The following is a 19,034-nucleotide window of genomic DNA, read 5'->3' as shown; positions in this document are numbered from 1 at the left end:
AGGGCGCGGACATTGTTGTCCGCGCCCTGTGCCGTTGTGGATAACTCGTGCTGCCCGACGCCGCTAGGCGTTGAAGAACGCCTTCAGGGCGTCCACCCGGTCCAGGTTCTCCCACGTGAAGTCGGGATCGTCCCGGCCGAAGTGGCCGTGCGCGGCCGTCTTGGCGTAAATGGGTCGCTTGAGGTCCAGGTCCCGGATGATGGGGCGCGGGCGCAGGTCAAACACGGCGTTGATGGCCGCCTCGATCTGCCGCGGGTCAACGGTTTCGGTGCCAAACGTCTCGACGTAGATGCCCACGGGGCGGGCCTTGCCGATCGCGTAGCCGACCTGCACCTCGGCGCGGCTGGCCAGACCGGCGGCCACCACGTTCTTGGCCACCCAGCGCACGGCGTAGGCGGCGGAGCGGTCCACCTTGGACGGGTCCTTGCCGGAGAAGGCGCCGCCGCCGTGGCGGGCCATGCCGCCGTACGTGTCAACGATGATCTTGCGCCCCGTCAGCCCGGCGTCGCCCACGGGCCCGCCCACCACAAAGGGGCCGGCCGGGTTCAGGTGTGTCTTGACGGCCGAGAGGTCCAGTCCGGAGGCGTCCATGACGGGCGCGATCACCAATTCCGCCAGGTCGTGGCGCAGCCGTTGAAGGTCCGTGCCCTCGGCGTGCTGGCTGGAGATGACGACGGTGTCCACCGAGACCGGCTTGTCGCCGTCGTAGCCGATGGTCACCTGGGTCTTGCCGTCCGGGCGCAGGTAGGACAGCAGCCCTGACTTGCGCACGTCGGTCAGCCGCTCGGACAGTCGGTGCGCCAGGTAGATCGGGGTCGGCATGTAGGAGGCGGTCTCGTTGCTGGCGTAGCCGAACATCAGGCCCTGGTCGCCGGCGCCCTGGGTGTCGTCCTCATCGACCGCCGTGCCCTCGCGGACCTCCAGGGAGTTGAAGACGCCGTCGAAAATGTCTTGCGACTGCTGCCCGATCGAGACGGAGACGCCGCAGCGGGCGCCGTCGAAGCCGTTGGCGGAGGAATCGTAGCCGATATCCAAGATGGTGTTGCGCACGATGGCCGGGATTTCCACGTAGGCGTCGGTGGTGACTTCCCCGGCCACATGGACCAGCCCGGTGGTGGCCATGGTTTCCACCGCCACCCGGGAATTGGGATCCTCGGCCAGCAGGGCATCCAAAATCGCATCGCTGATCTGGTCACAAATCTTGTCCGGATGGCCTGCGGTCACGGATTCGGAGGTAAATAGGCGCAAGGGGTTAGCTGAAGTCACTGGTCCACTCTACTAGTTTTTTCGTCCCGGCCCCTGGTGGCGGGGAACACGGATGGTCATGGACGTCCTAGTGCCGGCCGGCGGCGAGCCTGTCGGCAATGACCCGCACGACGGCGTCGGCCACCTCGCGCTTGGAGCCGGCCGCCTCGACGGGGCGGGCCCCGTCGAGGGCCAGGATGTGGACCTGGTTGCCGTCCCGGCCAAAGACCTGTTCGTCACCGGACTCCCCCGGGCCGACCTGGTTGACGACCAACAGGTCGCAGCCCTTGCGTTGGAGCTTGGCCCGGGCGTACTCCATGACGCCCCCGTTACCGTCGCCGGTCTCGGCGGCGAAGCCGACCACCAGCTGATCCCGGTTTTGTGCGGCCCGGTGGGCCACCACCTCGRCCAGGATGTCCGGATTGCGGACCAGTTCGATGACCGGATCGGCAACGTCGTCGCGCTTTTTGATCTTGCCGTCGGAGACGCTGGCCGGGCGGAAGTCGGCGACGGCGGCGGCCATGATCACCACATCGGCGCCGGCGGCTGCGGCCAGGGTGGCCGTGCGCAGTTCCAGGGCCGTCTCCACCGCCTGAACGGTGGCTCCGGCCGGGGCGGGAACGTCCATGTGGGCATGGATCAAGGTGACGCGGGCCCCGGCAGCCAGTGCGGCCGCCACGAGGGCGACGCCCTGCTTGCCGGAGGACTTGTTCCCCAGGAACCGGACGGGGTCCAGCGGTTCCCGGGTGCCGCCGGCGGTGACCACGACGTGCAGGCCGTCCAGGGTCCCCGGCGCCCGGGAAGGTCCGGCCGTGGCCCCCGTTGTTCCCGGGGCCCCTGTTGTTCCCGGAGCCCCTGTTGTTCCCGGGGCCCCGGGGAGCAGGGCCATGGCGGCGGCGAAGATCGCCTCGGGCTCGGGAAGCCGGCCGGGCCCGCTGTCCGGGCCGGTCAGGCGCCCCTCGGCGGGGTCAAGAACGTGGATGCCGCGGGAGCGCAGGGTCGCCACATTGGCGGCGGTGGCCGCGTGCCGCCACATTTCCGTGTGCATGGCGGGGGCGAACAGGACGGGACCGCGGGCCATCAGCAAGGTGGTGGTGAGCAGGTCGTCGGCCTGGCCGGTCGCGGCCCTGGCCAGCAGGTCCGCCGTGGCCGGGGCCACCACGATCAGGTCCGCCGATTGGCCGATCCGCACATGGTTGACCGACTCCACGGCGTCAAAGACGTCGTTGGTCGCGGGCCGCCCGCTGAGGGCCTCCCAGGTGGCGATGCCCACAAACCGCGTGGAGGCCTCCGTGGGAATGACCGTGACCTGGTGGCCGGCCTCGGTGAACAGCCGCAGCAACAGGGCCGACTTGTAGGCGGCGATGCCGCCCCCCACTCCCAGAACAATGTTCAGCGCGCTCACGCTCGACCGGTGTTCGTGCGGCCGCTAGACGGTTTCAACCGGTGAGGAGACCAGCAGGCCCTCGTCGATCTCACGGAAGGCGATGGAGAGGGACTTCTCGTTCAACTTGGTGTCCACCAGCGGGCCGACATACTCAAAGAGGCCCTCGTGGAGCTGGGCGTAGTAGGCGTTGATCTGACGGGCACGCTTGGCACCAAAGATAACCAAGCCGTACTTCGAGTCCGCGGCCTGCAGCAGGGAATCGATGGACGGGTTGATGATGCCTTCGGGTTGTGTAGTCAATTACTTCTCCAAAATCGTGTGGGTGGTGCCTGGTCAGTCAACGTGACTGGGGGTCAGACCCATCAGGGTAACGAGCTCAGCCGCGGCGCGGCGAACATCATCGTTGACGATGGTGTAGTCGAACTCCGGTTGGGCAGCAAGTTCCAGTTTAGCCGTTTCCAGGCGGCGGTGCTGCTCCTGGGCGGTTTCCGTGCCGCGGCCCACCAGCCGCCGGACCAGTTCGTCCCAGCTCGGCGGGGACAAAAAGACGAAATCGGCCTCCGGCATGGCCGCCTTGACCTGGCGGGCGCCCTGCAGGTCGATCTCCAGGAGCACGCACTTGCCGTCGGCCACGGCGCGTTCGACCGCGCTGCGCAGCGTCCCGTACCGGTTGGCCCCGTGCACGAGGGCCCACTCCAGCAGCTCGCCGCGGGCCACCAGCTCGTCGAATTGTTCGGCGGTCTTGAAGAAATAGTGCACGCCCTCCACCTCGCCGGGCCGGGCCGGGCGGGTGGTGGCGGAGACGGAGAGCCACACGTTGGGGTAGTTGTCCCGGATGAAGGTGGAGACCGTGCCCTTTCCGACGGCGGTGGGTCCGGCCAGGACGGTGACGCCGGAGCGCGGCTTGGTGCGGTCCGTGTGCTCGGTGGGGACCGTGGGGCCGGCGCTCAACGCCCGTCCCTCGTGAAGTCGCTCAGTGACCGGCGCTGGTGCACGCCCAGTCCGCGGACGCGGCGTGTTGGGGCAATCCCCAGCTCGCTCATAATCACTGTTGCACGTACCTTTCCAATGCCCGGGAGGGCTTCCAATAAGTCGGTGACCTTCATCCGGCCGATCGCCGGGTCGGCCTCGGCCGCGGCCAGCACGTCGGCAACGGCGATGCCGCCGGACTTGAGCTGTTGCTTGATCTCCGAGCGCACGTTCCGGGCGGCCACGGCCCGCTTGAGCGCCTCTGCGCGTTCCTCATTTGACAGTGGCGGCAAACTCACGACAAGACTCCTCATGGAACGAACGGGGGTCCGGTGCGGATGGGAACAGATGCACAGGGCTTCTAGACGAACCTATCCGCACACGGGTGCCAAAATCAATCCGGGGCCCTACAGTCCCCGCAGGGTTTCCTGCGTGGCGGCCCGCAACGCGGCCACGTCCGGCCCGGCGGCCAGGATGCCGCGGCTGGACGTGGCCAGGACCTGCCGGTACGCGACACCGAAGGTGGCCCGCAGGTCCGCCCCCGTGGCGCCCTGGGCGCCGAGTCCGGGCGCCAGGATGGGCCCGTGCAGCCCCGCGAGGTCAATGCCGAGCCGCACCAGGGCATCCCCGACGGTGGCACCCACCACGACGCCCACCGAGCCGAGCGTCTCCGCGGCGTAGCGCCGGTTTTCGGCGGCGGCCGCCGCCACGATGCCCCGCGCCACGGAATTGGGTCCGCCCGCGTGCTGCACGGAGGCCCCCTCCGGGTTGGAGGTCAGGGCCAGCACGAAGACGCCGCGTCCGGAGTTGGCGGCCAGCTCCAGGGCCGGGCGCAGCGACTCGAAGCCCAGGTAGGGGCTCAGGGTCACCGCGTCCGCCGCCAGGGCCGAACCGTCCCGCAGCCAGGCGTCGGCATAGCCGGCCATGGTGGAGCCGATGTCCCCGCGCTTGGCGTCGGCGATGGTCAGCACCTGCGCGTCCGCGGCCGCTGCCAGGAGGTCCTCCAGGGCGGCCAGCCCGGCCGAGCCGTGCCGTTCGTAGAGGGCGACCTGGGGCTTGATGGCGGCCGCCAGCGGGGCCACGGCCTCCAGCGTGGTCCGGGAAAACGCGCGCAGGCCGGCCGCGGAGTCCGCCAGCCCCCAGGCCGCCAGCAGCCCAGGATGCGGGTCGATGCCCACGCAGAGGGGGCCGCGGGCGAGCATGGCGGCGGCGAGGCGGGCCCCGAAGGGGGCCCGGCCGCCGGAACCGTCAGGCATTTTGCCGGGCCTGACCGGCCGCCAGGACCTTCGCGTGTTCCTGCAGGCTGGTCACATCCCACTCGTAGGTCCGCAGCGCCTCCATGGCCTGGACGGCCACGTTGAACTCGGCCACCGTAGTGATGCAGGGCCTGCCGTTGGAGACGGCGGCGGCACGGATTTCGTAGCCGTCGCCGCGGGCCTGCCCGCCGCTGGGTGTGTTGAAGATCATGTCGATCTCGCCGTTGTTGATCAGATCGGTGATGGTGGCCTCGCCGTCGGCGGAGCGGCCCTCGGCGATCTTGCGCACCGTGGTGGCCGCGATGCCGTTGCGGCGCAGCACGTCGGCCGTGCCGCCCGTGGAGACGATCTCATAGCCGAGGTCCACGAGGCGCTTGACGGCCATGATGATGGAGCGCTTGTCGCGGTTGGCGACCGAGACAAACACCTTCCCGGAGACGGGCAGGGCACCGTTGGCGGCGGCCTGGCTCTTGGCGAAGGCCGTGTCAAAGTGCTTGTCGATGCCCATGACCTCGCCCGTGGAGCGCATCTCCGGGCCGAGCAGGGAGTCGACCACGTGTCCCTCGGGGGTGCGGAAGCGGTTGAAGGGCATGACGGCCTCCTTCACCGCCACCGGGGCGTCGTCGGGCAGCGTGCCGCCGTCGCCGACCTCCGGCAGGATGTGGTGCACGCTGCGCAGGTGGGCGATCGAGACGCCCACGCCGATCAGGGCCGCGGCCTTGGACATCTGCACGCCCGTGGCCTTGGAGACGAACGGCACGGTGCGGGAGGCGCGCGGGTTGGCCTCGAGCACGTACAGGACGTCCGCGGCGAGGGCGAACTGGATGTTGATCAGCCCGCGCACGCCCACGCCCTCGGCAATGGCCAAGGTGGCCGCACGGACGCGGTCCTGGACGTCCTTGCCCAGGGTGATGGGCGGCAGCACGCAGGCGGAGTCCCCGGAGTGGATGCCGGCCTCCTCGATGTGTTCCATGATGCCGCCAAGGTACATGTCCGTACCGTCGTAGAGGGCGTCGACGTCGATCTCGATCGCATCCTCCAGGAACCTGTCGATGAGCACCGGGTGCGCCTGGGTGATTTCCGTGGCGTTCTTGATGTAGCGGGCCAGGCTGTCTTCGTCGTAGACGATCTCCATCCCGCGCCCGCCCAGCACGTAGGAGGGGCGGACGAGGACGGGGTAGCCGATCTCGTCGGCGATCGTCTTGGCGTCGTTGAAGGAGACGGCCGTGCCGTTCTTCGGGGCGATCAGCCCGGCGGCATCCAGCACGCGGGAAAACATGCCGCGGTGCTCGGCCAGGTCGATGGCCTCCGGCGAGGTGCCCAGGATGGGGACGCCGGCGTCGGCCAGCTGCTGGGCCAGCTTCAGCGGGGTCTGGCCGCCAAGCTGGACAAAGACGCCCATGACGCCGCCGGTGCGCTCCTCCGCGGCGATGACCTCCAGCACGTCCTCGAGCGTGAGCGGCTCAAAGTAGAGCCGGGTGGAGACATCGTAGTCGGTGGAGACCGTTTCCGGGTTGCAGTTGATCATGACGGTCTCGTAGCCGGCCTTGCGCAGCGCCATGGAGGCGTGCACACAGGAGTAGTCGAACTCGATGCCCTGGCCGATGCGGTTCGGGCCGGAGCCGAGGATGACGACGGACGGCTTGGCGTGCAGCCCGATCTCGTCCTCCTCGTCGTAGGAGGAGTAGTGGTAGGGGGTGTACGCGGCGAATTCGGCCGCGCAGGTGTCCACGGTCTTGTAGACGGGGCGGATGTTCAGGGCCTGGCGGACGCCGCGCACCACGTCCTCGGAGTTGTGCGTGAGCGCGCCGATCTGGGCGTCGGAGAAGCCGTGGCGCTTGGCCAGCCGGAGCATCTCCGGGGTCAGGGCGGTGGCCTGGCGGATGGTGGCGGAAATTTCATTGAGCAGCACCAGCTGGTCCAGGAACCAGGGGTCGATGCCGCTTGCCTCGTACAGCGCCTCGATGGTGCCCCCGCCCAGCAGGGCGCGCTGCACCTGGGACAGCCGTTCGGTGGTGGGGCGCCGGGCCGCCTCGATCAGCTCCGGCACGTCGAGCTCGTTCACGGAGCTGAAGTCCAGGCTGGAGCCCTTTTGCTCCAGGGAGCGCAGGGCCTTTTGCAGGGCCTCGGTGAAGTTGCGGCCGATGGCCATGGCCTCCCCCACGCTCTTCATGGTGGTGGTCAGCGTCGGGTCCGCGGCCGGGAACTTCTCAAACGCGAAGCGCGGCACCTTCACCACCACATAGTCCAGCGTGGGTTCGAACGACGCCGGCGTCTTCAAGGTGATGTCGTTGGGGATCTCATCGAGCGTGTAGCCCAGGGAGAGCTTGGTGGCGATCTTGGCGATCGCGAAGCCGGTGGCCTTGGAGGCCAGCGCGGAGGAGCGGGAGACGCGCGGGTTCATCTCGATGACCACCACGCGCCCGGTGTCGGGTTCGATCGCGAACTGGATGTTGCACCCGCCGGTGTCCACGCCCACCTCGCGGATGACGGCGATGGAGATGTCGCGCAGGTTCTGGTACTCGCGGTCCGTGAGCGTCATGGCCGGGGCCACGGTGATGGAGTCGCCCGTGTGCACGCCCACCGGGTCGAAGTTTTCGATGGAACACACGACCACGACGTTGTCGTTCTTGTCCCGCATCATCTCCAGCTCGTATTCCTTCCAGCCGAGGATGCTCTCCTCGAGCAGGACCTCGGTGGTGGGGCTGTATTGCAGGCCCTGGCCCACGATGCGTTCAAGGTCCGCGGGCGTATAGGCCAGTCCGGAACCGAGGCCGCCCATGGTGAAGGACGGGCGCACGACCATCGGGTAGCCCAGGTCGGTCGCGGCCTCGTAGGCCTCGGCCATGGTGTGGATGATGTGGCTGCGGGCCGACTCGGCACCGCACCGTTCCACCACGCCCTTGAACTTTTCGCGGTCCTCGCCCAGCTCGATCGCGGCGATGTTGGCGCCGATCAGTTCCACGTTGTACTTTTCCAGGATGCCGGCCTTGTCCAGCGCGATGGCCGTGTTCAGTGCCGTCTGCCCGCCCAGGGTGGGCAGGATCGCGTCGGGGCGCTCCTTGGCGATGATTTTCGCCACCACCTCGGGGGTGATCGGCTCCACGTAGGTGGCGTCGGCGAATTCGGGGTCGGTCATGATGGTGGCCGGGTTGGAGTTGACCAGGATGACGCGCAGGCCCTCCTCCTTGAGCACGCGCAGCGCCTGGGTGCCCGAGTAGTCAAACTCGGCGGCCTGGCCGATGACGATCGGTCCGGAGCCAATGACCAGGACGGACTTAAGATCTTCTCTCTTGGGCATTACTTGTTTCCCTTGGTGTCGTTCTGGGCGGTTTCGGTGCGGGCTGCTGCGCCCCGGTACGAGTCCATCAGCTTGATGAACCGGTCGAACAAGTACGCGGCGTCGTGCGGGCCGGCGGCGGCCTCGGGGTGGTACTGGACGGAGAAGGCGGGGATGTCCAGGCAGGAGAGCCCCTCCACCACCTGGTCGTTGAGGCTGATGTGGCTGACGAAGACGCGACCGAACCGCTCCTCGGGGGCCGAGGTGGTCCCCTCCAGCGGCGCGTCCACGGCGAATCCGTGGTTCTGCGAGGTGATTTCAACCTTGCCGGTGGTGCGGTCCATGACGGGCTGGTTCATGCCGCGGTGTCCGTAGCGCAGCTTGTAGGTGCCAAAGCCGAGGGCGCGGCCCAGGATCTGGTTGCCGAAGCAGATGCCGAAGTACGGCACGCCGTCGGCGAGGAAGCTGCGCAAGAAGGCCACCTGGCGGTCGGCCGTGGCCGGGTCGCCGGGGCCGTTGGAGATGAACACGCCGTCCGGGTTCAGCGCCTGGGCATCCTCGAAGCTGGTGTCCGCGGGTAACACGTGCATGCGCACGCCGCGCTCGGCGAACCTGGCCGGCGTCATGCCCTTCATGCCCAGGTCCAGGGCGACGATGGTGAAGATCGGCTCGCCGACCCAGCCGTGCTCGGACGGTTCGACGACGTAGGGACGGTCAACGCTGACCTCTTCGGCCAGGCGGGCGCCCGTCATGGACGGCTGGGCCAGGACCGCGGCGATGAGTTCGGGTTCGGGGCGGAGGGCGTCGGTGCCGGAGAAGATGCCGGCCTTCATGGCGCCGCGTTCGCGCAGGTGGCGGGTGATGGCGCGGGTGTCCACGCCCTGGATGCCTACCACGCCCTGACGGATGAGTTCCTCGTCCAGGGTTCCTTCGGAGCGCCAGTTGGATGGACGTCGGGCCGCGTCGCGGACCACGTAGCCGGCCGCCCAGATCCGGGAGGATTCGTTGTCGGCGGCGTTGATGCCGGTGTTGCCGATGTGCGGGGCCGTCTGGACGATCAATTGGCGGGCGTAGGAGGGATCGGTCAGGGTCTCCTGGTAGCCGGTCATGCCGGTGGTGAACACGGCCTCCCCCAGGGTGGTGCCCTCGGCGCCGTAGCTGGTGCCGCGGAAGATGCGTCCGTCTTCCAGGATCAGCAGTGCCGGGCTCTGGACTTCTTCATGCAGTGCCTCTAGGGGCATGGTTGCATCACTCATTCTCACTTGTTCTTTCCGTTGATGTCCGCGTCGGGTCGTTCTTGGTCGCCGCTTCCGGGCAGCAGCTGGGCCAGCGCCGCAAGCAGCGGGCGCTTCGCCTCCGCCGCCCGGGTGCGGAAGCCGGTGTCCACCGGGGTGCCGCCGAGCAGCCAGGTCAGGACCACCAGGCCGTCCTTCTCCACAAATTTTCCGGCCATCCCGCTTTGGGTGCCGACCTCGGTCAGGGCGTCCCGGGCGATGAAGATGTCCGCGGCGCCGCGGCGGTGCAGCACCACCCCGGCGCGGTGGACGGCCAGTTCGGCCGTGGTGCGGATCCCCAGCCCGTGCACTGCGATCCTCTCCAGCCAGTCGCCGGCCGCGGTGGTGACCACGTACTGGCCGGGAACGCGCAGCACGGCGGGGCCGAGGTCCGCGGGCAGCTCGGGCAGGGCGCTCACGCCGGCCTGGCGCCGGAGCTTGTTCCGCCAGCCCCACCCCATGAGGGCAAACACCGCCACGAGCAGCAGCAGCGTGAGGAGGACCGGAAGGGTGCGTTCGCCCATCAGTTGGCCTCGTTCCGGTCGGTGGCCCGGTAGGGCGTGTTGAGCCGGCCGTCCAGGACGGTGGGGTGGCCGCGGAAGAAGGTGGCCGTGACCTTCCCGGGCAGTTCCATGCCGGCAAACGGGGAGTTGCGGCCCTTGGTGGCCATCGCGGCCGGGTTGACCTGCCAGCGTGCCCCCGGGTCGACGAGCACGATGTTCGCCGGCTCCCCCGCCGCCAGGGGCCGGCCCTGGTCGGTGAGCCGGCCGATCGCGGCGGGCGCGGTGGAAGTGACGCGGGCAAAGTCCGCCCACGTCATCAGGCCGGTTTCGATCATGGTTTCCTGCACCACGGACAGGGCGGTCTCGAGCCCGGTCATGCCCATGGCGGCGGCGGCCCATTCGCAGTCCTTGGCCTCGCTGGGGTGCGGGGCGTGGTCGGTGCCCACGATGTCGATCGTGCCGTCGGCCAGGGCGGCGCGCAGGGCCGCCACGTCGTCGTCGGCGCGCAGCGGCGGGTTGACCTTGTAGACCGGGTTGTAGCTGCGGACCAGTTCCTCGGTCAGCAGCAGGTGGTGCGGGGTGACCTCGGCGGTGACGTTGATGCCGCGCGCCTTAGCCCAGCGGATGATCTCCACCGAGCCGGCGGTGGAGACGTGGCACACGTGCAGGCGGGAGCCGACGTGCTGGGCGAGCAGGACGTCCCGGGCGATGATGCTCTCCTCGGCCACGGCCGGCCAGCCGGTGAGGCCCAGGACGGCCGATACCTTGCCCTCATTCATCTGGGCGCCGGCGGTTAGCCGGGGTTCCTGCGCGTGCTGGGCGATCACGCCGTCGAACGCCTTGACGTATTCCAGCGCCCGGCGCATCAGGACGGGATCGCTGACGCAGATGCCGTCGTCGGAAAACACCCGGACCCGGGCGCGGGAATCGGCCATGGCCCCGAGCTCGGCCAGCTGGACGCCGGCCAGGCCCACGGTCACGGCGCCGACGGGGCGCACGTCCACCCAACCGGATTCCCGGCCGAGGGAGTACACCTGCTCCACGACACCGGCGGTATCCGCGACGGGTGAGCTGTTGGCCATGGCGTGCACGGCCGTGAAGCCGCCCAGGGCGGCCGCCCGCGTGCCGGTCTCCACGGTCTCGGCGTCCTCCCGGCCGGGTTCGCGCAGGTGCGTGTGCAGGTCCACCATGCCGGGCAGGGCGATCAGGCCGGCCGCGTCGATGACGGTGGCGCCGTCCGCGCCCAGGTTCGGCCCCGCGGCGGCGATGACGCCACCAACAAGCAGCAGGTCCGTGGCCGGGCCGCCCAGCACGGAGGCCGCACGGATCAGGTAACTGGTGGGGCTCATGAGTGGTCCTTTGCGAGTTGCCCGGCGGGCGGGGTGGGTGCGGAGGGGGTGTCCCTGAGATCGCCGGAGAGCAGCAGGTACAGCACGGCCATGCGCACGGAGACGCCGTTGCGCACCTGGGAGAGCACCGTGGAGCGGGGCGAGTCGGCGGCGGCGGAGGAGATCTCCAGGCCGCGGTTCATCGGCCCGGGGTGCATGATGATCGTGTCCTTGAAGTTCAGCGCGTCCAGCCTGGCGAGCCGGGCGTCGTCGAACCCCCACCGCCTGGCGTATTCGCGGGTCGAGGGGAAGAAGGAGGCGTTCATGCGCTCGGCCTGGACCCGGAGCATCATGATGGCGTCCACGCCGGCCTCGAGGGTGGTGTCCAGGTCGTAGCTGACCTTGCACGGCCAGGACTCGACGCCGACCGGCAGCAGCGTCGGCGGCGCCACCAGGGTGACGCGGGCGCCGAGCGTGCGCAGCAGCCAAACGTTGGAGCGGGCCACGCGGGAGTGCAGCACGTCCCCGGCAATGACCACGCGCATGCCGGCCAGGTCCCCGCCCACGGAGGACACCCCGGCCAGCTTGGACCAGTGGGCGCGCATGGTGAACGCGTCCAGCAGGGCCTGGGTGGGGTGGGCGTGAGTGCCGTCGCCGGCGTTGATCACGGCGGCGTCGATCCAGCCGGAGCCGGCGAGCCGTTCCGGCGCGCCGGAGGCCCAGTGGCGGACCACCACGGCGTCGGCGCTCATGGCCTCCAGGGTTTGCGCGGTGTCCTTCAGGGATTCCCCCTTGGAGACGGAGGATCCCTTGGCGCTGAAGTTGATGACGTCCGCGGAGAGCCGTTTCGCGGCCGCCTCGAAGGAGATGCGGGTGCGGGTGGAGTCCTCGAAAAACAGGTTCACCACGGTGCGCCCGCGCAGGGCCGGCAGCTTCTTGATCTCCCGCTCCCCCACGGCCGCCATCTCTTCTGCGGTGTCCAGGATGGCGATGGCATTCTCACGGCTGAGGTGTTCGGTGCCCAGCAGGTGCCTCATGCGCCGGCCTCGACGTCGGCGGCGCCTGATTCAATGACCACTTCATCGGGGGCGCCGGCGCCGTCAATTTCGGCCAGCCGGACACGCACCTTCTCGCTGGAGGAGGTGGGCAGGTTCTTGCCGACGTGGTCGGCCCGGATCGGCAGCTCGCGGTGTCCGCGGTCCACCAGCACGGCCAGCCGGACGGCCCGCGGCCGGCCCAGGTCAACAAGGGCGTCCAAGGCGGCGCGGATGGTCCGGCCGGAGTAGAGGACGTCGTCGACCAGGACGATGACCTTTTCGTCGATGCCGGAGACGGGAAGCTGGGTGCGCTGCGGAGCCCGCGTGGGCTGGTGGGCGAGGTCGTCGCGGAACATGGTGACGTCCAGCTGGCCGACGATGGCACCCGGGTTGATGCTCGGGTCGGTGGCGGYCAGTTTTGCGGCCAGCCGCTGGGCGAGGGGAAAGCCGCGCCGCGGGATGCCCAAAAGGAGCAGGTTTTCCGAGCCTTTGTTGGCTTCGAGGATTTCATAGGCGATACGAGTGAGGGCCCGGTCGATGTCTGCCGCGGTGAGTACCACGCGGGACGAATTGAACGGTGCTTCGTTGAACTGCGCTGTTGAGCTGCTCATTTTCTCGCGTCCCCCTTTCCCCGCCTCACTGGACGGAATTAAAAGGATGATTGCGCTTCAAAACTACCACAGGGGCGCCGGTCCCCTAGTCTTGATTCATGAGTGAACCCGCGCCAGGGCGGCCCCTTCCCGGGGGTGCGCCGCCGCCACCTTTGAGCACGCAGGGCGCCGCACCGGCCCCCGCACCGGGACCGGTGGCGACCGCACCGGCGTGGGCCGCTGCGGGCGCTGCGGCCGTCCGCGGCGGCGCCGTCATGCCGGCGCCGCGGTATTGGGCCCGCCCGGTCCCCGGCCCGGTCCGCAGGCGGCTGCTGCCCGGAAAAGTGATCAACATCATCTTGCTGTGCGTCCTGGGGCTCGTCACAATTGCCACCCTGACGGTGTTCGCCCTGTCCATCGGGGCCAACGTGTTCCTGATCTGCGGCGCCCTGGCGCTGATCCCGCTGGGAATCTGCGTGGCGACGCTGGTGTGGATCGACCGGTGGGAGCCCGAACCCAAGGCTGCCCTGCTGGCCGCGTTCTGCTGGGGCGCGGGCATGGCCGTGGTCACGGCGCTGGTCGTGGGCGGCTGGGTCCATCCCCTGCTGGCGGTCGGCGACGCTGCCGTGGACCCCGACGTCGTGGCCGCGGTGGCGCAGGCCCCCTTGGTGGAGGAACTGTCCAAGGGTGCGGGCGTGCTGCTGCTGTTCTTCCTGCGCCGGCGCTCCTTTGACGGCCCCATCGACGGGGTGGTGTACGCGGGCATGGTGGCCGCCGGGTTCGCCTTCACCGAGAACATCCTCTACTTCGGCCAGACCATCACGGCCGACGATGGCCCCGCCGGCGGGCTGATCGCGATCTTTGTGGTGCGCGGGCTCATGTCCCCGTTCGCGCATGTGATGTTCACCGGGGCCCTGGGCCTGTGCGTGGGCTACGCGGCCCGGCACGGCGGGACCGGGCTGGTCGTGGCCGCCTGTGCGGTGGGGCTGGTGCCCGCGATGTTCCTGCACGGGCTCTGGAACAGCACCTCGTTCATCGGCACCAACTTTTATGCCGTCTACATCCTGGTCCAGGTGCCCATTTTCGTGGGGTTCCTCCTGGGCATAGTGTTCCTGCGCCGGGCCGAGGCCAGGCTCACCCGGCGGCGGCTGGCCGACTACGTTCCGTCCGGCTGGTTCAGCCAGCCCGAGGTGCCGATGCTCGCCACGGCCGGCGGCCGCCGTCGTGCGCTGGCCTGGGCCCGGACGTTTGGCGCCGGAAAGACCATGGCGGAGTTCATCCGGCTGGCCACGCGCCTGGCGTTTACCCGGCAGCGGATGCTCGTGGACGCCCACCGCGCCCCGGGCAGCGCCGGGGCGGGGCGGTTCGCCGCCGCCGCGGCCCAGGAGATGGTGCTCCTGCACCAGGCCACCGCGGTCCGCTCCGAGCTGCTGGGCCGGCACTCCGCCGCCACCCGCCACCCCCCCATATGCACCTGACCCGCAATAGATGTCGAAAATTCGCGATTTCGCGCGAATTTTCGACATCTATTGCGGGTCAGGTGAGGGGGCTAGGCGAGGAGGGTCGGCTTGATCTGCTGCAGCCGGCCCAGCAGGCCGTTGATGAACTGCGGGGACTCGTCGGTGGAGAGCATCTTGGCCAGTTCCACGGCCTCGCTGACGGCCACAGGGTCCGGGACGTCGTCATTGTAAAGCAGCTCCCAGGCACCGATGCGCAGGATGATCCGGTCCACGGCGGGCATGCGTTCCAGCGTCCAGCCCTGCGAATACGTCTGCAGGTACTCGTCGATGCTCTCCTGCATCGCCGTGACGCCCTGGACCAGGTCCACCGTGTACACGTTGATGATCTGGTCCGTCTTCTCGCGGCGGCCGGTAATGGCCGACGCCGAACTCACGTCACGCTGTTCGGCCTCAAAGAGGATGTCCAGGGCCCGGCGGCGGGCCTTGCTGCGTGCGGAGTTTGGTTTGCCCGACTGGGGCGTTTTACTGCTTGCCACTACTCGCTGACACGTCCCTGGTAGCTGCCGTCGCGGGTATCGACCTTCACGAGCGTGTTGTTCTCCACAAACAGCGGGACCTGGATCTCGTAGCCGGTCTCCACGGTGGCGGGCTTGGTGCCGGCGGAGGAACGGTCCCCCTGCAGGCCCGGTTCGGTGTAGGTGATGCGCAGCTGCACCGACGGGGGCAGTTCGATGTACAGCGGGCTGCCCTCGTGCAAGGCGATGGTGACGTTGAGGTTTTCCAGCATGAAGTTGGTGGCCTCGCCCACCGTCGCGCCGGAGACCGTGAGTTGGTCGAAGTTGTGCGTGTCCATGAAGACGAAGTCTTCGCCGTCCTGGTACAGGTACTGGTAGTCGGCGCGGTCCACCGTGGCGGTCTCAATCTTCAGGCCGGCGTTGAAGGTCTTGTCGACAACCTTGCCGGACATGATGTTGCGCATCTTCGTGCGGACAAAGGCGCCGCCCTTGCCGGGCTTGACGTGCTGGAACTCAATGATGTTCCACAGTTGGCCCTCAAGCTTGAGAACGGTGCCGTTCTTGATGTCGTTGGTCGTTGCCACAATATCCTCTTACGTATCAGTTTGGACGCCTGTCCGTTGGGGCGAGACGTCCACGGTCCGCCACAACCCGCCACTTTCGCCGAAGGGGCTCGGGTTGCGGTGATGGGGTGGTAAGTGTTGTCAAAAATCCATTGACCATCCTACCTGCTGCGGCGGCACTGCGTGAAACCCGCGCCCCGGCAGGCCCGCCGCCGTGTCCCCGAACACGGCCGCGGCCCCGGCTCACTCCCGTTCGGCCAGGTCCAGGGCGCGTTTGAGGGAAACGGTGGAGGAGTAGATGGCGGACGCGTCCGCCCCCGCCGCCACGCGTTGTTCCAGGGCGATGGAGAAGCTCCTCGCCGCGGAGTTGTAGTTGGCGTTGCTGAAGTACACCTTGCCGAGCTGCTGGTGGATCCAGGCCTCCAGGGAGGTGTCGGCGACGCTGGGGATCAGCGCCTTGAGCACGCTCTCGGCCCGGTCATAAAGTTTCTTGGCCCGCAACACCTCCGCATCCAGGACCTGCAGCCGGACGGATTCGGGGTCGCCAAGGCGGGCATCGGCGGCCACCTCGGCGGCCTCGTTGACCAACCCGCGGGCGAGCAGCACGAAGACGTGGTCGGCGGGATCCGTGGAAATCTCCAGGGCCTGGGCGCAACTTTCCTCATCCACCACCTCCGGCAGCAGGGTGGCGGGGTTGACCGCGGTCCCCGGGAACCCGGCGGAGGGCCAGTCCTTCAGTCCCACGGCTAGGACGCAATCTCTTGGTAGGCGGCAAACAGCAAGGACGTGTCCGGCACGTCCAGGATGGCGGGGCGGCCGATTCCGTCCAGGACCACGAAGCGCAGCAGGTCGCCGCGGGCCTTCTTGTCCCGGCGCATGCCGTCCAGCAGCGCCTGCCAGCGGTCCTTCCGGTAGGTCAGGGGCAGGCCAAGCTGGTCCAGGATGCGGCGGTGGCGGTCGGCGTCGGCGTCGTTCAACCGGCCCACGCTGCGGGAGAGTTCGGCGGCGAACATCATGCCGACGGAAACGGCCGCACCATGGCGCCAGGAGTAGCGTTCGGCCAGTTCGATGGCGTGGCCGAGCGTGTGCCCGTAGTTCAGGCTCTCACGCAGGCCGGTTTCCTTCAGGTCCTCGGAAACCACCGTGGCCTTGACCGTGATGGCGCGCTCCACCAGCTCGCGCAGCACCGCGGACCGGGGATCCTGGACGGCCTCGGGGTTCGCCTCGATCAAGTCCAAGATGGCGGGGTCGGCGATGAATCCACACTTGACCACCTCGGCCATGCCGGAGATCAGCTCATTGGGCGGCAGCGTGTCCAGCGTGTCCAGGTCCACCAGGACGCCGGCCGGCGGGTGGAAGACTCCCACCAGGTTCTTGCCCTCGGCCGTGTTGATGGCCGTTTTCCCGCCGACGGCGGCATCCACCATGCCCAGCAGCGAGGTGGGCAGGTGGATGACCCTGACCCCGCGCAGCCAGGTGGCGGCCACGAAGCCGGCCACGTCCGTCACGGCGCCGCCACCGACGGCCACGATCGCATCCGAGCGGGTGAAGTCGTTTTGGCCCAGGACCTGCCAGCAGAAAGCGGCGACCTGAACGTGCTTGCCTTCTTCGGCATCGGGTATTTCGGCCGTCAGGGTGGTGAACCCGGCGGCGGCGAGGTCGTCCCGGACGGTATCCCCGGTCAGGCGCAACGCCCGGGGGTGGATGACCAGCACACGTTTGACGCGTTCGCCCAGCAGGGCCGGCAGCTCGGCCAGCAGGCCGCGGCCAACGACGACGTCGTAGTTGTCCGTGGGGGCCGTGCCGGTGACCTTGATGATGGTGTTTCCTGCATTTACTTCATTCACGGTGCGCTGTTCTCTTTTCTTGATTCCTCGGCCAGGATGTCGATGAGCTGCGCGACTAGCTCCGGCACGCTGGAATGGGTGACGTCCTTGGTGATGGTGGCCAGGCGCTCATACACCGGGCTTCGGGCGGCCGTCAGGCGGGTCCAGGCGGCCACCGGGTCGGCGGCCAGCAGGGGGCGGCCGGAGCCGCGCAGGATGCGTTCACGCACGGTGTCCAGCCGGGCCCGCAGGTAGATCACGGTGGCCCGGGTCAGCAGCTGCTGCGTGCCGGAGTCCAGCACCGCCCCGCCGCCCAGGGAGATGACGACGGGCGCAAGCGGCTCGACGTCCAGGACCTCGGCCACCGCGCGGGCCTCCARCCGCCGGAAGTGGTGTTCGCCGTGCGAGGCGAAGATGCGCGGGATCGGCCCGTTCTTGGCCACGATGCGCTGGTCGGTGTCGATGAACTCCAGGTGCAGCACCTTGGCGAGTTCGGCGCCCACCACGGATTTGCCCGCGGCCATGGGCCCAATCATGACAATGGGCCGTGCCGGCCGGAAACCCGGTTCCCCGGCAAGCGCCCTGCCCGTGGTCATCAGTGCTCCAGGGTGTCCAGGTTTGCCGGGATGGCGGCCAGGTAGCCCTGAAGGTTCCGCCGGGTCTCGGTGATTGAGTCGCCGCCGAACTTCTCCAGGAGGGCGTCCGCGAGCACCAGGGCGGTCATGGCCTCGGCCACCACGCCCGCGGCCGGGACGGCACACACGTCGGAGCGCTGATGGTGCGCCTTCGCCGGCTCACCGGTGGCGACGTCGACCGTTTTCAGGGCGCGGGGCACGGTGGCGATTGGCTTCATGGCGGCGCGCACGCGCAGCACGTCCCCGATGCTCATGCCGCCCTCGATGCCGCCGGCCCGGTTGGTGGTGCGCACAATCCGCCCGGACGCGTCGCGGACGATTTCGTCGTGGGCGGCCGAGCCGCGGCGGGCGGCGGTGGCGAAGCCGTCGCCGACCTCCACGCCCTTGATCGCCTGAATGCCCATGAGCGCGGCGGCCAGCCGGGAGTCAAGGCGCCGGTCCCAGTGCACGTAGCTGCCCAGTCCCGGCGGCAGGCCGTAGGCGAGCACCTCTACAATGCCGCCGAGCGTCTCGCCTTCCTTGTGGGCGGCGTCGACCTCGGCGACCATGGCCGCCGACGTGGCGGCGTCAAAGCAGCGCAGCGGGTCCGCGTCCAGCGCGGCCACGTCCCCGGGGACGGGAAGCGGGGCGTCGGCCGGTGCGGCGACGGCGGCAATCTGCACGGTGTGGCTGACCAGGGCGACGCCGACGGCGGCCAGCACCTGGGCGGCCACGACCCCAAGAGCCACCCTGGTGGCGGTCTCGCGGGCGCTGGCGCGCTCCAGGACGGGGCGGGCCTCGGCGAAAGCGTACTTTTGCATGCCGGTGAAGTCGGCGTGGCCGGGGCGCGGGCGGGTCAGCGGCGCGTTGCGGGCCTGGGCGGCCAGCTCCTGCGGGTCCACCACGTCCGCGGACATGATCTGCTCCCATTTGGGCCACTCGGAATTGGCGATCTGGATGGCGACGGGACCGCCCTGGGTCAGGCCGTGGCGCACGCCGCCGAGAATGGTCACCACGTCCTGCTCAAACTTCATCCGGGCGCCGCGGCCGTAGCCGAGCCGGCGCCGGGCCAGGGCATCCTGGATAAGGGTGCTGGAGAGTTCCACCCCGGCCGGGACGCCCTCTATGATTCCCACGAGTGCCGGGCCATGTGATTCTCCGGCGGTTAACCAACGCAACATGCTCTC

Annotated in this window: 19 protein-coding genes; 1 reads left to right on the top strand and 18 read right to left on the bottom strand. The window is 69.0% G+C overall.

Going from position 1 to position 19,034, the window contains the following annotated elements; translation table 11 throughout:
* Window positions 1-63: 63 nt before the first annotated feature.
* From metK to pyrR, 12 genes are all read right to left on the bottom strand, one after another.
* Window positions 64-1,266 (bottom strand): methionine adenosyltransferase, encoded by a 1,203-nt coding sequence (metK, locus tag AB4Y80_RS13810; RefSeq protein WP_442214897.1) that lies wholly within the window; start codon window positions 1,264-1,266, stop codon window positions 64-66.
* 67 nt (window positions 1,267-1,333) lie between these two features.
* Entirely contained in the window at window positions 1,334-2,641 is a 1,308-nt protein-coding gene (locus AB4Y80_RS13805) for a bifunctional phosphopantothenoylcysteine decarboxylase/phosphopantothenate synthase (RefSeq protein ID WP_442215019.1), read from the bottom strand.
* Between the two features lie 33 nt (window positions 2,642-2,674).
* Entirely contained in the window at window positions 2,675-2,932 is a 258-nt protein-coding gene (rpoZ, locus tag AB4Y80_RS13800) for a DNA-directed RNA polymerase subunit omega (protein ID WP_442214895.1), read from the bottom strand.
* 33 nt (window positions 2,933-2,965) lie between these two features.
* Window positions 2,966-3,583 carry a guanylate kinase gene (gene gmk, locus AB4Y80_RS13795; RefSeq protein WP_442214893.1) on the bottom strand — a complete coding sequence of 206 codons (618 nt, stop codon included), beginning with the start codon at window positions 3,581-3,583 and terminating at the stop codon, window positions 2,966-2,968.
* On the bottom strand, window positions 3,580-3,900 hold the full coding sequence (mihF, locus tag AB4Y80_RS13790; protein WP_442214891.1) for an integration host factor, actinobacterial type: 321 nt from the start codon (window positions 3,898-3,900) through the stop codon (window positions 3,580-3,582). Before mihF ends, gmk begins: the two co-directional genes overlap by 4 nt.
* Before the next feature lie 108 nt (window positions 3,901-4,008).
* Window positions 4,009-4,857 (bottom strand): orotidine-5'-phosphate decarboxylase, encoded by an 849-nt coding sequence (pyrF, locus tag AB4Y80_RS13785; RefSeq protein ID WP_442214889.1) that lies wholly within the window; start codon window positions 4,855-4,857, stop codon window positions 4,009-4,011.
* Window positions 4,850-8,158: a carbamoyl-phosphate synthase large subunit gene (gene carB / locus AB4Y80_RS13780; protein ID WP_442214887.1), complete on the bottom strand. Its 3,309-nt coding sequence runs from the start codon at window positions 8,156-8,158 to the stop codon at window positions 4,850-4,852. Before carB ends, pyrF begins: the two co-directional genes overlap by 8 nt.
* On the bottom strand, window positions 8,158-9,393 hold the full coding sequence (carA, locus tag AB4Y80_RS13775) for a glutamine-hydrolyzing carbamoyl-phosphate synthase small subunit (protein ID WP_442214885.1): 1,236 nt from the start codon (window positions 9,391-9,393) through the stop codon (window positions 8,158-8,160). The genes carB and carA overlap by 1 nt, the downstream gene beginning before the upstream one ends.
* A gap of 2 nt (window positions 9,394-9,395) precedes the next feature.
* A complete protein-coding gene (locus tag AB4Y80_RS13770) occupies window positions 9,396-9,935 on the bottom strand; it encodes a PH-like domain-containing protein (protein ID WP_442214884.1) in 540 nt (179 codons plus the stop codon).
* Window positions 9,935-11,263: a dihydroorotase gene (locus AB4Y80_RS13765; RefSeq protein WP_442214882.1), complete on the bottom strand. Its 1,329-nt coding sequence runs from the start codon at window positions 11,261-11,263 to the stop codon at window positions 9,935-9,937. Before AB4Y80_RS13765 ends, AB4Y80_RS13770 begins: the two co-directional genes overlap by 1 nt.
* Entirely contained in the window at window positions 11,260-12,279 is a 1,020-nt protein-coding gene (locus AB4Y80_RS13760) for an aspartate carbamoyltransferase catalytic subunit (protein WP_442214880.1), read from the bottom strand. Before AB4Y80_RS13760 ends, AB4Y80_RS13765 begins: the two co-directional genes overlap by 4 nt.
* Window positions 12,276-12,890, bottom strand: a complete 615-nt coding sequence (gene pyrR / locus AB4Y80_RS13755; protein ID WP_442214878.1) for a bifunctional pyr operon transcriptional regulator/uracil phosphoribosyltransferase PyrR — start codon at window positions 12,888-12,890, stop codon at window positions 12,276-12,278. Before pyrR ends, AB4Y80_RS13760 begins: the two co-directional genes overlap by 4 nt.
* A 194-nt stretch (window positions 12,891-13,084) precedes the next feature.
* On the opposite strand from pyrR, the gene AB4Y80_RS13750 reads away from it, so the two are divergent.
* Complete coding sequence (locus AB4Y80_RS13750) at window positions 13,085-14,347, top strand: PrsW family intramembrane metalloprotease (RefSeq protein ID WP_442214876.1); 1,263 nt, start codon at window positions 13,085-13,087, stop codon at window positions 14,345-14,347.
* A 71-nt stretch (window positions 14,348-14,418) separates the two neighbouring features.
* Here AB4Y80_RS13750 and nusB read toward each other — a convergent pair whose 3' ends face one another.
* The 6 genes from nusB to aroC form a co-directional block, all read right to left on the bottom strand.
* Window positions 14,419-14,865 (bottom strand): transcription antitermination factor NusB, encoded by a 447-nt coding sequence (gene nusB, locus AB4Y80_RS13745; protein WP_442214875.1) that lies wholly within the window; start codon window positions 14,863-14,865, stop codon window positions 14,419-14,421.
* Window positions 14,865-15,428, bottom strand: coding sequence for an elongation factor P (efp, locus tag AB4Y80_RS13740; RefSeq protein ID WP_442214873.1), 564 nt, complete (start codon window positions 15,426-15,428; stop codon window positions 14,865-14,867). The genes nusB and efp overlap by 1 nt, the downstream gene beginning before the upstream one ends.
* Window positions 15,429-15,650: 222 nt before the next feature.
* Window positions 15,651-16,151, bottom strand: a complete 501-nt coding sequence (locus AB4Y80_RS13735) for a tetratricopeptide repeat protein (RefSeq protein WP_442214871.1) — start codon at window positions 16,149-16,151, stop codon at window positions 15,651-15,653.
* 2 nt (window positions 16,152-16,153) lie between these two features.
* On the bottom strand, window positions 16,154-17,254 hold the full coding sequence (gene aroB, locus AB4Y80_RS13730) for a 3-dehydroquinate synthase (protein WP_442214869.1): 1,101 nt from the start codon (window positions 17,252-17,254) through the stop codon (window positions 16,154-16,156).
* A complete protein-coding gene (locus AB4Y80_RS13725) occupies window positions 17,251-17,829 on the bottom strand; it encodes a shikimate kinase (RefSeq protein WP_442214867.1) in 579 nt (192 codons plus the stop codon). Before AB4Y80_RS13725 ends, aroB begins: the two co-directional genes overlap by 4 nt.
* Window positions 17,829-19,028: a chorismate synthase gene (aroC, locus tag AB4Y80_RS13720; RefSeq protein WP_442214865.1), complete on the bottom strand. Its 1,200-nt coding sequence runs from the start codon at window positions 19,026-19,028 to the stop codon at window positions 17,829-17,831. The genes AB4Y80_RS13725 and aroC overlap by 1 nt, the downstream gene beginning before the upstream one ends.
* Between the last annotated feature and the right edge of the window lie 6 nt (window positions 19,029-19,034).

It is taken from the genome of Specibacter sp. RAF43 (assembly GCF_052114065.1).
Classification (GTDB): Bacteria; Actinomycetota; Actinomycetes; order Actinomycetales; family Micrococcaceae; genus Specibacter.
This window is presented reverse-complemented; position numbering and strand designations above follow the sequence as displayed.

Excerpts from the sequence above, each read along its gene's own strand:
- pyrF (WP_442214889.1), bottom strand. The coding sequence starts at position 4,857 with ATGCCTGACGGTTCCGGCGGCCGGGCCCCCTTCGGGGCCCGCCTCGCC.
- carB (WP_442214887.1), bottom strand. The coding sequence starts at position 8,158 with ATGCCCAAGAGAGAAGATCTTAAGTCCGTCCTGGTCATTGGCTCCGGA.
- carA (WP_442214885.1), bottom strand. The coding sequence starts at position 9,393 with ATGAGTGATGCAACCATGCCCCTAGAGGCACTGCATGAAGAAGTCCAG.
- AB4Y80_RS13770 (WP_442214884.1), bottom strand. The coding sequence starts at position 9,935 with ATGGGCGAACGCACCCTTCCGGTCCTCCTCACGCTGCTGCTGCTCGTG.
- AB4Y80_RS13765 (WP_442214882.1), bottom strand. The coding sequence starts at position 11,263 with ATGAGCCCCACCAGTTACCTGATCCGTGCGGCCTCCGTGCTGGGCGGC.
- AB4Y80_RS13760 (WP_442214880.1), bottom strand. The coding sequence starts at position 12,279 with ATGAGGCACCTGCTGGGCACCGAACACCTCAGCCGTGAGAATGCCATC.
- aroC (WP_442214865.1), bottom strand. The coding sequence starts at position 19,028 with ATGTTGCGTTGGTTAACCGCCGGAGAATCACATGGCCCGGCACTCGTG.